Genomic DNA, 12696 nt, shown 5'->3' with positions numbered 1-12696 from the left:
ATGACAGCCTCCAAGGGAATGCTGGGAGTGACACCCTGGATGGGGGTACTGATAACGATGTCTACATATTCGATGCCGATTCTGCCCTTGGTAGCGACACAGTAACAGATACAGATTCAGTGGGTACTGATACCTTCGACTTTTCTACAACAACCACCCAAGCTTTAACCGTCAATCTAAGCACCCTTGGCAGTAGTCAAACCGTCAATGGCAATCTCACCCTCACCCTGACGACAGGGACTCAAATTGAAACTGTTATCGGGGGGGAGCCTCAATGATGTTTTAACSGGCAATACCCTGAACAATTCCCTAGTGGGTGGTACTGGCAATGACAGCCTCCAAGGAGATGCGGGTGATGACACCCTGGATGGGGGTGCCAATAACGATATCTATATATTCGATGCTGATGCTGCTCTCGGCAGTGATACCATTACCGATACTGTTTCTGGAACCGATGGTCTAGATTTTTCATCAACAACCACTCAGGCCATTACTGTTAATCTAGGCACCGTTGGCAGTAGCCAAACCGTCAACGGCAACCTCGCCCTTACCCTTGCTACAGGGACTCAGATTGAAAATGTCACCGGGGGCAGCCTCAATGATGTGATCACAGGCAGCACCCTGGATAATTCCCTATTCGGTGGTGCTGGCAATGACACCCTATCTGGAGGGAACGGTAATGACACTCTGTGGGGAGGCAGCGGCAATGATAGTCTTTCTGGCGGCAGCGGCAATGATATCTTTGGGTTTAATAGTCTCGCCGATGTCAGAGATACGATTCAAGATTTTGTCTCCGGTCAGGATCTGATTCATGTCGCGGCAGCTGGTTTGACGGGTTTGGGCGGAGCAGGAACGCTGTCCGTGAATCGGTATGGCGAGGGCGCAACCTTAGCAACAGCCTCTACAGCAGCCTATTTAGCCAATGGCAGTATCTCTAGTGCAGCGTTGTTGGCGGTTACGTCTGGTGCAAATGTGTTGATTTACTACGATCCAACCAGCTCCAATACATCAACGGGTGATGAAACCTTGTTCGCAACGTTGAACACTCAGACGATCGCCAATATCAGCAACGCCAATTTTGTAATTTTTTAACCTAGCTTTTCCCCAGTGCTAGGCCTGCAAGAAATGACGAACCACTTTCAGGTAAGTCTCAGCATCTTCCAGCATGGGGAAGTGAGCCGTGTCAGGAATTTCTACAAACTCTACCATTGAACTTAAAGCGGCAGCTTGACGTCCCATCTCGGCTGGAATGATGATGTCACAACTTCCGGCCACCAGCAGCGTCGACACTGTCAATCGGGCAAACTCCAACGGCATGACTTCCGTGGCTCGTTTGCTGACACAGGTAAAAATAGTTCCCAGAGCTGCTGGGTAATCCGCTACGAGAAAATCCTCTAAAAAGGCTTGGCTAATGGCCCCCGCTAGGGGACGGTGGAGAAAACGTTGCATAAACAGCCGATCGACAAAGGGTAATTGAGATAACCACCGGGGGCGGAACTTAACCACATATCCCCCAAATCGATAGAAGGCTTGAAACGCCGGTTCATCGTACTCAAAAATACCGCTACAGGTGAGGATGGCTCGTTTGATCCGCTGTGGATAGAGATTTAAAAAGAAAACGGCAATGGAAGCCCCAGCCGAGTGAGCATTGAGATATACCTGCGGAATATGCAGTGCGTCTAGCAGGTTCGCTAAATCCACCGCATAACTTTCTAATTCATAACTCTGGGTTGTTTCTGGCAGCGAGGCTGTCCCGTCTGCCCCCATAAAGTTGACACTAGAGCGGCCAAATCCGCGCAAATCATACAACAGACAGTCAAAGCGGTCGGTTAAGGCGATCGCGGTACTCTCCCAATAGCGAGCCGATCCCCCCCGAACCATGGATGAACACCAACACGGGTTTACCGCTGGGAGTAGCATCCCCAGCGGCGGTAATCCATTCATAGTAATGGGCATGGCCCCGAACCTGAATGTAAGCCATGATTACTAAGCAGACTCAGGCTTAGGCAAGGACAAGGGATGTACCAATAGCTCTGCGGTTGAACGCTTCTCAACCATTTCTCGGGTAATCGCACAGCGATGGACATCTTTGCGGGAGGGTAGTTCATACATCACCTCCAGCATCAGTTCCTCCACGATGCTACGCAGGGCACGGGCTCCTGTTTTGCGGCGATAGGCTTCCTGGGCGATCGCCCGAACCGCTTCTGGCTTAAACTCCAACTGGACATTATCCATTTTCAGGAGTTTCTGGTACTGCTTCACTAAGGCATTCTTAGGTTCGGTGAGAATCTCAGTTAAGGCATCTTCATCCAGAGGATCAACGATCGCCACCATGGGAATCCGGCCAATAAACTCGGGAATCATGCCAAACTTCACCAAGTCATCGGGTTCTAGATGCTGGAGAATATCAGCCGCTCGTTTCTCCTTCGGAGGGGTTTCTCCGGGTTGGATAAAACCCATTGACTTTCGACCCGTCCGCTGCTCAACGACTTTGTCAAGGCCAACGAAGGCGCCCCCACAGATGAACAGGATGTTACTGGTATCAATTTGAATGCAGTCTTGATAGGGGTGTTTTCGACCACCCTGGGGAGGAACATTGGCGACGGTGCCTTCTAGCATCTTGAGTAAGGCTTGCTGGACTCCCTCTCCCGAAACATCGCGGGTAATGGAGGGGTTCTCACTCTTGCGGGCAATCTTGTCAATTTCATCAATGTAGACAATCCCCCGCTGAGCCTCTTCCACATCAAGATCGGCCATCTGAAGTAACCGCAGCAAAATATTCTCGACATCTTCGCCGACATAACCTGCTTCTGTCAGTGTCGTCGCATCGGCTACCGCAAAGGGAACATCAAGAATTTCTGCCAGGGTCTGGGCTAGGAGAGTTTTACCGCAGCCCGTGGGACCAATCAGGAGAATATTAGATTTTTGTAGTTCAACCCCATCCTCAGGATGAGCTTTATTCCCAGAACCCTTGCCTTGAATAAAACTCAGCCGTTTGTAATGGTTATAGACTGCAACGGAGAGGACTTTTTTGGCCTCATCTTGCCCAATCACGTACTCATCCAGGTATTTCTTGATTTCTCTTGGCTTGGGAATTTGATTTAGGGAGAGGCTGTTGGCGCGGGGTTTCCGCCGTTCTGTGGGTTCAGGCCGGGGAGATGGCTGGGGAGTTGCACTGCCACTGCCATCAAAAAACTCCTCATCCAAAATCTCGTTGCACAGGTCAACACATTCATCGCAAATGTAGACTCCCGGCCCGGCAATTAACTTGCGTACTTGCTCTTGAGACTTGCCGCAGAAAGAACACTTGAGATGGGAGTCATATTTTGACATAGCGGCCTCTTAGTTGACTGCGGTGACAGTGTCTGACACCGAGGGTAGATTCTGCCGAGAAATCACTTGATCAATCAGCCCGTATGCTCTGGCTTCTTCAGCAGACATAAAAAAGTCTCGCTCGGTATCCGCTTCGATTTGCTCTAGGGGTTGGCCGGTATGTTGGGACAAGAGCTCATTTAACTTGCGCTTATGATAGAGGATTTCCCGTGCCTGGATCTCAATATCAATCGCCTGCCCTTGGGCACCCCCCAAGGGTTGATGGATCATAATTCGGGCACTGGGAAGGGACATGCGCTTACCAGGGGTGCCCCCTGAAAGCAAAAAGGCTCCCATACTGGCTGCTAGACCAAAGCAAATGGTGACAACGTTGGGACGAATCTGACACATCGTGTCGTAGATGGCCATGCCAGCGGTGACCGATCCGCCTGGGGAGTTGATGTAAATCTGGATATCCTTCTCCGGATCTTCCGCATCCAGGAACAATAGTTGAGCCACAATGGAATCCGCCACTGCATCATCCACGGGAGTTCCCAGAAACACAATGCGTTCCCGTAGCAGTCGAGAGTAAATATCAAAGGTGCGCTCGCCACGCCCAGACTGTTCCACGACCATTGGCACCACGTTGGCGATCGCAGATATGTCCAGGGATGTCAAACTTTTAACTGGATGGGGCAATGACTGGGAAAAGTACATAAAAGCTTCAGCGAGGAAGTTGAGCAGTCCACTGAGGGCTTACACGATGCAGTCAGAAGACAACGTTCGTTGCTAACCCTAGCGGGATTATTACAGAAAGGCAAAACCCTGAACAGGTTACTGGAGAAATTTTCAGGCAACGGTGCTCAGGGGGGCATTGATGATGCAAGAGCCTTTATCTTCCCCCCATTATGCCTCAATTCCAATGGGGACAGTTGCCCTGCCCCTAGGGCCTCGGAGCCAGATCTCGGCTACTGCTGCTGCCCTGGTTATCTGGGGGAGAGCTGGTTAGGGTTCATCAACTGCCACCACTGTTTCCGTTGCTTCAGATACCTCAGTTGCCTCAGCCGATTCGGAAGGCTCGGTCTCAGGATCTGGGGTGGCAGCGGTCAGGGTGCCCAGAGGTACTAGCTCAACGGTGGAATGAGCCTCTAACCAACTGAGGACGGCGGCTGCTAATAAATCATCGGCAACGACCTGCTGGAGACGTTCAGAGTCAACGTCTCGCCCTGGATTTTGAGCCAACACTTCCTGGACTTTGGTCGTAATAGCTTCAGGGGCGACGGTGATCGCCTCGCGTTTGGCAATTTCTTGGAGGGCTAAACTGCGGCGTAATAGGGCGATCGCATCGGGACGAGAACGTTCTCGGAATTTGGGCATACTGTCGGCGGTAAACAACTGCCGGATGTCCATACCTTGACTTTGCAACTGAACGGCCGTTTGAGTAATTAAGTAGTCTATCTCTTGGCGCACCAGGGTTTCGGGTAAGTCCACCTCCACGTGCTGCAGCAGCTCATGCACCAAGGCTTCTTCCTTATTGTCTTGGGTCTTGCGCTCCGCTTCAGTCCGGTATTGGGTCTCCAGGGATGCTTGCAGTGCCGCAAAGGTCTCAAATTCACTGACTTCCTGGGCGAATTCATCATTCAGTTCCGGAAGTTCTTTTTCTTTCAGTTCCTTCAGCGTAATCGTAAAGATCACCCCTTGACCTGCGAGCCTCGCCGTGGGGTAATTGTCAGGAAACTGCACCGGAAATTCCTTGATCTCGCCAGGATTCATCCCCGTAATCCCTTCCACGAACCCATCGACAAAGCGGCCTGGTGCCAGTTCTACTTGAAAATCAGTGGCTTCGCCCCCTGGGATGATGGTAGGTTCATCCGCATCGGCTTCGTTGACCGCAAAGCGCCCCTGGTAATCAACAATGGCAATGTCTCCGAGTTGAGCCGATCGAGCTTCCACGGGAACCAGGGTAGCGACTTGCTGACGATGGGTTTCGATGGCCTGATCCACCTGGTCAGGATTGAAGGGAACCTCCTCTGCCTGCACCTGAAAACCCTGGTACTGGGTGAGGGTGACCTCTGGCTGGACATCAATTGCTGCCGTAAAAGTCAGGGGTGTTCCTGGGACGAATTGACTGACGAGACTCTCGAAGGAGGAAAGCAATTGCGGGCTGCCAATGGGGAGAATCTCGGCTTGCGACAGTGCCTCCTTGATGCCATCCTGCACCAGTCCTTCCACCGTCACTTCTTTAATGTGGGTGCTACCAATCCGCTGAATTAAAATCTGACGCGGTACTTTGCCTCTGCGGAACCCAGGAATATTGGCCGATTGGGTGAATTTCTGGATCACTTTTTCATAGGCCTGTTTGGACATTTCGGACGGAATCTCAATTTCCAGGCCAACTTGGCTGGCGGGCAGTTTTTCCTGGGTAACTTTCATCGGTTGCTCTAAGGGTCTGAGAGAATAAGGAGGACATCGCAGCAGCGATCGCAATGCAATCTCTAAATAGCGCGATCGCCCAAGGAAATCACCAAGGAACGCTTCCTCAGCAATAGGCGATCGTAACCGATTCTAAGACTTGCCAACCAACTAAACCGGGTTTCTTTAAAAAGCTTTCTGCCAGGATTGCGATGGCCCTGCTGGTTGAATCTCCCTAAAATCCGCTAAGATTTGGGAACACTAAAGAACAAACCAAGCATTGTTACACAAGCCCTGAGGTCTTGGGAGGATACTAAATTTGCCTCGTTCTTATCGAGTTGCCATTTTGGGGGCAACGGGTGCCGTTGGGACAGAACTACTGGATTTATTAGCCAGTCGCAATTTCCCGATCGCTGATTTGAAGCTATTGGCCTCGCCTCGTTCTGCTGGGTGTCAGCTTTCTTTCCAAGGTGAGTGCTTGCCGGTTGAGGTGGTGACCGAGCAATCGTTTGACCAAGTAGATTTAGTCCTCGCCTCCGCAGGAGCCTCTACCTCCAGACTTTGGGCTGCTAAGGCGGTGGCGGCTGGAGCGGTTGTCATTGACAACTCCAGTGCCTTTCGCCTCAACCCCGAGGTGCCCTTGGTCGTGCCTGAGGTCAACCCCCAGGCTGCGGCCACCCATGAAGGGATTATTGCCAACCCCAATTGCACGACAATCTTGTTGAGCTTGGCCGTTTGGCCGCTGCATCGTGTTCAACCGATTCAACGGCTGGTTGTAGCCACCTACCAATCGGCTAGTGGGGCAGGAGCCAGAGCCATGGAGGAGCTAAAAAACCAGGCCCAGGCGATCCTCCAAGGGGAAGCCCCCCAATCTGAGATTTTCCCCTATCCCCTCGCCTTCAATCTCTTCCCCCACAACTCTCAGCTTAACGACCAGGGCTATTGTGAGGAAGAGTTGAAAATGGTGAATGAAACCCGCAAAATCTTTGCCACACCCAACCTGAGAGTGACGGCTACCTGTGTGCGAGTCCCGGTGTTGCGGGCTCATTCCGAAGCCATCAACCTGGAATTTTCCCAACCCTTCGCTGTGGAAAAAGCTCGTAGCATTCTCAGTCAGGCTCCCGGCATTAAACTAGTGGAAGACTGGCAGGCCAATTACTTCCCGATGCCGATGGAAGCCAGCGGTCAAGATGCGGTACTGGTGGGACGGATTCGCCAAGACATTTCCCATGCCTGTGGTCTAGAACTTTGGTTAAGTGGCGATCAGATTCGTAAGGGAGCCGCCCTCAATGCGGTGCAAATTGCAGAACTACTAGTGACCCAAAGCTGGCTGCGCCCTGCAGTCACCCTGGCCAGATAGAGAGGCTGCGACTTTTTGCGTCATGGCAACCCCATCTTCCCCATCCCCGTCAAGCTTTACAGACCCCCCCATGATCGATCAGGATAAGGAGTTGAAATAACGTGTGGTAAATTTTGGACAAATTTTGACCGCCATGATCACGCCCTTCAACCAGCAGGGGCAAGTCGATTATGGCGTTGCCGAACAACTCGCCGTTCACCTTGTTGATCACGGTAGCGATACCTTGGTCGTCTGTGGTACTACGGGCGAGTCACCAACCCTTAGTTGGTCAGAGGAGTACGAGTTGTTCCAAGTCGTACAAAAAGCGGTAGCTGGGAAAGCCAAAGTGATGGCAGGAACCGGATCTAACTCCACCCAGGAGGCGATCGCCGCCACTCAGAAGGCCAGTCAGTTAGGACTGGATGGTTCCTTGCAGGTGGTGCCCTACTACAATAAGCCGCCTCAAGAAGGACTGTATCGACACTTCCGAGCGATCGCCGAAGCAGCTCCCGATCTACCGATGATGCTGTACAACGTCCCAGGGCGAACCAGCCAGAGCTTACAGCCAGAAACCGTAGCCCGTTTAGCTGAGATTCCCAATATTGTGGCAATTAAGGAAGCCAGTGGCAGCATAGACCAAGCCAGCCAGATTCGCTGTTTGACACCCTCCGACTTTGCCCTTTATTCCGGCGATGATTCCCTCACCTTGCCCCTGCTGGCAGTTGGTGCCCAGGGGGTTGTCAGCGTTGCCAGCCATCTGGTGGGTCAACAACTCCAGACAATGGTCCAAGCCTTTCTGGCCGGCCAAGTTCAGCAAGCCACCCAAATTCATTTGCAATTGTTTCCCCTGTTCAAATCCCTGTTCCTCACCACCAATCCCATTCCGGTGAAAACAGCGTTGCAACTCCAAGGTTGGTCGGTTGGTTCCCTCCGCTCTCCTCTCTGTGAGCCGTCTCCTGACCTGGTTCAGAATTTGCAGGTTGTGTTGCAGCAATTATCGTTGCTGTAACCAGTGCCCCCTGAGATTTTATCCACAACTGAATAGCCCGACTATCTCCGCAGTCCACCTGCCCGGTAGTTCCTGTTTGAAGATTTTGCATCCCCCTGATTAAGGATACCCATGAGTAACAACGGCTCCAATCCTGCTCTGAAAATCATTCCCCTCGGAGGACTCCACGAAATTGGCAAAAATACTTGTGTCTTAGAATACAACGATGAAATTGTCTTACTCGACGCCGGACTTGCCTTCCCAACGGATGGCATGCATGGGGTGAATATTGTCCTGCCGGACATGACCTATTTGCGAGAGAACAAACATAAAATCCGGGGCATGATCGTCACCCATGGTCATGAAGATCACATTGGCGGCATTCCCTTTCACCTGAAGCAGTTTGATATTCCGGTTATCTACGGCCCCCGCTTAGCCATGGCGCTGTTGGCAGGCAAGCTAGAAGAAGCTGGTGTCAGCGATCGCACCGAGTTGCGCACCGTCCGTCCCCGCGACATGGTACGCATTGGGGCTCAGTTTTTTGTGGAATACATTCGCAACACCCACTCGATTGCCGACAGTTTCACCGTTGCGATTCATACCCCCGTTGGCATGGTGATCCACACCGGAGACTTTAAAATTGACCACACCCCGGTGGATGGGGAGCATTTTGATCTCCATCGCCTCGCCGAACATGGTTCCAAGGGAGTGCTGTGTTTGATCAGTGACTCGACGAACTCAGAAATCCCCGGATTCACCGCTTCGGAACGCTCGGTGTATCCCAATCTGGATCGGATCTTTAGCCAAGCCCCCGGACGACTGCTGGTGACCACCTTTGCCTCCTCGGTGCATCGCCTGAATCTGATCTTGGATTTAGCAGCTCGCCACCAGCGAACTGTCGCTGTGGTCGGTCGCTCAATGTTAAATGTGATTGCCCATGCCCGTAACCTGGGCTATCTCAAATGCAGTGATGACCTCTTCCAACCCTTACATGGGATTAATCAAATCCCGCCGCAAAAAATCTTGATCCTGACCACAGGTTCCCAGGGAGAACCGATGGCAGCCCTGAGTCGCATTGCCAACGGCGACCATCGCCAAATTAAAATCCGCTCCGGTGATACGGTTGTCTTTTCCGCCAACCCGATTCCTGGCAACACCATCGCCGTCGTCAACACCATCGATAAACTGATGATGCAGGGAGCCAAGGTGATTTACGGTCGGGATCAAGGTATTCATGTCTCGGGGCATGGATGTCAAGAGGATCAAAAGCTGATGATTGCCCTTACCCGTCCCAAGTTCTTCCTGCCGGTGCATGGTGAGCACCGGATGTTGGTTAAGCACGCCGAAACAGCTCGGAGTATGGGCATTCCCCCCGAGAATATGGTGATTATCAACAATGGGGATATTGTTGAACTCACCCCCGACTCCATCCAGATTGGCGGCAAAGTCCCCTCCGGAGTGGAGCTCGTGGACAACACAGGAGTGGTGAATGCCCGAGTTCTCAAGGAGCGGCAACAACTCGCCGAGGATGGCGTCGTTACTGTGGCGGTGGCCATTAGCTGGCAGGGTGAATTGCTCGCCACCCCCGAAATCCATCTCCGGGGCGTGGTGACTTCCCTGGAGCGATCGCTGCTCCAACGCTGGGTCAGCGAGGTGATGACCGAAACTCTGCGCGATCGCTGGGCTGACTTGGCTCGTAGCGATGGCGAAGGCCAAGTGGAAATCGACTGGGTCGGCCTCCAGACCCAACTCGAACGGGAGATTCAGCGCATGCTCCGGCGGGAATTACAAAGTGATCCCCTGTTGGTGTTGCTAATGCAGAATCCGCTCCCGCATTCCCAACCTAGCAGCAGTACTCCGAGTCCAAGCCCCAGCCCCAGCCCCAGCTCTGTTCGGCCTGCTTTACGCCAGCGCTCCACGGCTGGAGTTGCCTCGTGATCCCCAGTTTCTCCCCGGAAAACCTCAATTTGTCTCCATTCGTTGGATACGAAATCACGGCCATTGCGTCTGTATTAGCAGATGACGTAGCGCATCTCTCCCAGCGAGGGCAACTGCCAGGATTTTCATAGGTTTTACTTATGATTAATCCCCTCCCAAAATAAATTGCAAATGTATCGGGAACGACTGCATTTATTTGGGGCTCACGGTTTGATGCTCTATGGACTCTATAGATACCACTTACTGCTCCCTGGAGCCTGACCGAATCTGTTTGGAATTGCCGTTATGAAAGCACCAAACTACCCCAACCAAAACCTGGCACTAGAGTGCTGGGTTTGGATACGTTCTGAGGACCTGCATATTAATACATCAACAGAACAGGCGGCTGCATCGGCGGCTGCCTTCGATCTGCTCTACCCCTTTCGTTACTGGCTGGATGGGATTGAGGTGCGGGAACCCAAATTAGCCCGGTTCCTCTGCCAGAAGATTCCAGCCCATTGCCCATTTGAACGAGACATCCGCTTCTTTGGTCGAAAATTGCTCCATATTCCGCCACTCTGTAAACTCAACCCCCTCTATGAGCAGGTGGCAGCTCTGCGTTTTCGAGCCTTGTGTTATCTAGCCGATGTTTGCGGTGAGGATGTTTCCCCTTACTGCTAATTAAGTCGCGCTCCACATTCAGGGAAGGCTGATACCCATCATTTGATTAATGGGTATCGGTCTTCCCTTTTTAGATCGGTCAGTTGCTCCTGCCTAGGGTGCGTTCTCCCACTCAGGGGTGAGACTGCGATAGTCGTACTGGGGGGCACCGGGATGACAAGCAACACAGCTATTCATCCGCACCGGTCGGGCAATTTTCACCGTGGGATGGAGGGCGCGAAAAAACCGAGAATTGTCTACCCGATAGGGTAGGTCTTCTTCTGCTAATTGGGGGCGGGAGAAGGTTCGCAGGTAGTTCCACACCAGCAGTCGCGTCGGATCAACCAGGGGTTTGAGTTGCACACTATAGTGCTGGGAGTCCTGGATAATCTGTCGCCAAGTTTCCGTGGGTAAAACCGCGGGTGGTAATCCTAGATGGCAAGTAGCACAGGTTTGCAGGTACACTTCCTGCCCCAGTTGCAAACCAGGGGGAACTGGATCGATGCCCCCCACCGGGGAAATACTCGATGCTTGGGTCAGTAAGGGTGGGGCAGGAGAGCTGGAGATGGGTGGGGTGAGACCACCCGCACTGGCCAATGAAGGGGTGTCCAACCGCGGGGTACCAGAGGTGACTTCAGCCAAACCCCACCCCAACGCCAAACTCCACAGCAACAACAGCAACACCAGAATCAGCGGCGACCGCTGCCACCAGCGATCTTTGGGCAAGCATCGGGGGTGATTTCTGCCATTTCTCATGGTTCCAGGGTTTGCTCTCACTAAGAACGCCGATGCAGGGCACAGGCAGGTGCAAAACCATTGTAGATAGCTCTGGCTTCACTGATAGGGCATTGAGGAGCAATTCCGCCATTTTCAGGTGGCCACGCTACACTGGAGGCGTTCATTTATCCATAGAAATTAAACATTTGCCAACGATGAGTCGTCAAATCCAGTTCCGGGTTCATGAAGGGTCTGAGCCGTCCGCTGCAACGGTGAATTTGCAGCAACTCCAAAGGCTATTTCAAGCAACGGCTTTCTGGGCACAGAATCGACGGCTAGAAGATCTGGAGATCGCGATCGCCCATAGTAAGCCTGTAGTCACGGTCTGGGATGGCGATCGCCTGATAGGATTTGCCCGAGCCACCTCCGATGGAGTTTACCGGGCAACGATCTGGGATGTGGTGATTCATCCGGACTATCAGGGATCGGGGCTGGGGAGCAAGTTGGTCGAAACGGTTCTCAGTCACCCCCATATTAACCGGGTGGAGCGCGTCTACCTGATGACCACCCATCAACAGCCCTTCTATGGGCGGATTGGCTTCCAAAGTAATGACAGTACTACCATGGTTTTGTATAACCAGCCCCAGGAATTACTGGATACCCTGACCCTGAACCAGCATCGAGAATACTTGATCTCGGCACACTCCAGCTAATGGATCGCCATTGAGATCAATTCCAGCCCTCAGGGTCAACCATCCGATCTACCTCTTGAAGGCCAACCTCAAGCTTTGTCACCCGTCGTTCTAAGGCTGCAAAGCGTCGCTGAATGTCTAAGAGGATGTTTTAAAAGTTTTTTGGGTCAGATTTTATGCTAACTGCCTCACCATGATTCGTATCATGGCCAGGTAAATAAATGTCTCCGAAGTTTCTGGCCATAACTCATAGTCTCGAACCAATCGACGGTACCCCATGAGCCAGCCAAATGTTCGTTCAACAACCCACCTTTTTTTCAGCAATACGAACCCTTTGGTTTGCTCTGGTCGCAGCACAACCTCCACAATCCACCGACAAACATCCATCACCCACATCAGGAATGGATTACCGTCAAAACCGCCATCGGCCCAAATCGTATGCAGTCGCGATACCCCTTGACCCATCTGTTTCACCTGTTGGAGTACCTGTTTAGCCCCCTCTCGTTCGGGTACACTCGCGGCAGTCACCAAGACCCGCAACAGCAATCCCAGGGTATCGACCGTCATAAACCGTTTTCGACCTTTAATTTGTTTGCCCGCATCGTAGCCCACCGATTGGCTCACTCCAGCGGCACTTTTGACACTTTGACTGTCGATAA

11 protein-coding genes and 2 pseudogenes are annotated in these 12696 nt (G+C 52.3%); 7 read left to right on the top strand and 6 right to left on the bottom strand.

What is annotated here, in order from left to right:
* Window positions 1-278 (top strand): annotated as a pseudogene (locus tag DO97_RS24445) (M10 family metallopeptidase C-terminal domain-containing protein); the annotation flags it as partial.
* Window positions 247-1092: a M10 family metallopeptidase C-terminal domain-containing protein gene (locus DO97_RS13755; protein WP_052128739.1), complete on the top strand. Its 846-nt coding sequence runs from the start codon at window positions 247-249 to the stop codon at window positions 1090-1092. The pseudogene DO97_RS24445 and the gene DO97_RS13755, both read left to right, overlap by 32 nt.
* An 18-nt stretch (window positions 1093-1110) precedes the next feature.
* Here the strand turns inward: DO97_RS13755 and DO97_RS13750 are convergent.
* The 4 genes and pseudogenes from DO97_RS13750 to tig form a co-directional block, all read right to left on the bottom strand.
* A pseudogene (locus tag DO97_RS13750) lies at window positions 1111-1981 on the bottom strand (alpha/beta fold hydrolase).
* A 5-nt stretch (window positions 1982-1986) separates the two neighbouring features.
* A complete protein-coding gene (gene clpX / locus DO97_RS13745) occupies window positions 1987-3333 on the bottom strand; it encodes an ATP-dependent protease ATP-binding subunit ClpX (RefSeq protein WP_036534405.1) in 1347 nt (448 codons plus the stop codon).
* A 9-nt stretch (window positions 3334-3342) separates the two neighbouring features.
* On the bottom strand, window positions 3343-4029 hold the full coding sequence (clpP, locus tag DO97_RS13740) for an ATP-dependent Clp endopeptidase proteolytic subunit ClpP (protein ID WP_036534403.1): 687 nt from the start codon (window positions 4027-4029) through the stop codon (window positions 3343-3345).
* A 288-nt stretch (window positions 4030-4317) separates the two neighbouring features.
* Window positions 4318-5745, bottom strand: a complete 1428-nt coding sequence (gene tig, locus DO97_RS13735; RefSeq protein ID WP_036534400.1) for a trigger factor — start codon at window positions 5743-5745, stop codon at window positions 4318-4320.
* Between the two features lie 298 nt (window positions 5746-6043).
* Between tig and DO97_RS13730 the strand changes: the two genes are divergently transcribed.
* The 4 genes from DO97_RS13730 (at window position 6044) to DO97_RS13715 (ending at window position 10649) form a co-directional block, all read left to right on the top strand.
* Entirely contained in the window at window positions 6044-7084 is a 1041-nt protein-coding gene (locus DO97_RS13730; RefSeq protein WP_036534396.1) for an aspartate-semialdehyde dehydrogenase, read from the top strand.
* Between the two features lie 103 nt (window positions 7085-7187).
* On the top strand, window positions 7188-8072 hold the full coding sequence (dapA, locus tag DO97_RS13725; RefSeq protein WP_036534394.1) for a 4-hydroxy-tetrahydrodipicolinate synthase: 885 nt from the start codon (window positions 7188-7190) through the stop codon (window positions 8070-8072).
* Between the two features lie 111 nt (window positions 8073-8183).
* Complete coding sequence (locus DO97_RS13720) at window positions 8184-9989, top strand: ribonuclease J (protein WP_036534392.1); 1806 nt, start codon at window positions 8184-8186, stop codon at window positions 9987-9989.
* Window positions 9990-10274: 285 nt separating this feature from the next.
* Window positions 10275-10649: a Mo-dependent nitrogenase C-terminal domain-containing protein gene (locus DO97_RS13715; protein WP_036534390.1), complete on the top strand. Its 375-nt coding sequence runs from the start codon at window positions 10275-10277 to the stop codon at window positions 10647-10649.
* Window positions 10650-10742: 93 nt separating this feature from the next.
* On the opposite strand, the gene DO97_RS13710 is transcribed toward DO97_RS13715, so the two are convergent.
* Window positions 10743-11384 (bottom strand): hypothetical protein, encoded by a 642-nt coding sequence (locus DO97_RS13710; protein ID WP_052128738.1) that lies wholly within the window; start codon window positions 11382-11384, stop codon window positions 10743-10745.
* A gap of 176 nt (window positions 11385-11560) precedes the next feature.
* On the opposite strand from DO97_RS13710, the gene DO97_RS13705 reads away from it, so the two are divergent.
* On the top strand, window positions 11561-12058 hold the full coding sequence (locus tag DO97_RS13705; RefSeq protein ID WP_036534385.1) for a GNAT family N-acetyltransferase: 498 nt from the start codon (window positions 11561-11563) through the stop codon (window positions 12056-12058).
* Window positions 12059-12211: 153 nt separating this feature from the next.
* Here the strand turns inward: DO97_RS13705 and DO97_RS13700 are convergent.
* The coding region (locus DO97_RS13700; protein ID WP_036534382.1) for an IS5 family transposase at window positions 12212-12696 on the bottom strand (485 nt) is incomplete at its 5' end.

This window comes from Neosynechococcus sphagnicola sy1 (genome assembly GCF_000775285.1).
Classification (GTDB): Bacteria; Cyanobacteriota; Cyanobacteriia; order Neosynechococcales; family Neosynechococcaceae; genus Neosynechococcus; species Neosynechococcus sphagnicola.
Note: the sequence above shows the minus strand (reverse complement) of the source record. Positions and strands in the feature narration are given on the sequence as shown.

Excerpts from the sequence above, each read along its gene's own strand:
- clpX (WP_036534405.1), bottom strand. The coding sequence starts at position 3,333 with ATGTCAAAATATGACTCCCATCTCAAGTGTTCTTTCTGCGGCAAGTCT.
- clpP (WP_036534403.1), bottom strand. The coding sequence starts at position 4,029 with ATGTACTTTTCCCAGTCATTGCCCCATCCAGTTAAAAGTTTGACATCC.
- tig (WP_036534400.1), bottom strand. The coding sequence starts at position 5,745 with ATGAAAGTTACCCAGGAAAAACTGCCCGCCAGCCAAGTTGGCCTGGAA.
- DO97_RS13720 (WP_036534392.1), top strand. The coding sequence starts at position 8,184 with ATGAGTAACAACGGCTCCAATCCTGCTCTGAAAATCATTCCCCTCGGA.
- DO97_RS13715 (WP_036534390.1), top strand. The coding sequence starts at position 10,275 with ATGAAAGCACCAAACTACCCCAACCAAAACCTGGCACTAGAGTGCTGG.
- DO97_RS13710 (WP_052128738.1), bottom strand. The coding sequence starts at position 11,384 with ATGAGAAATGGCAGAAATCACCCCCGATGCTTGCCCAAAGATCGCTGG.
- DO97_RS13705 (WP_036534385.1), top strand. The coding sequence starts at position 11,561 with ATGAGTCGTCAAATCCAGTTCCGGGTTCATGAAGGGTCTGAGCCGTCC.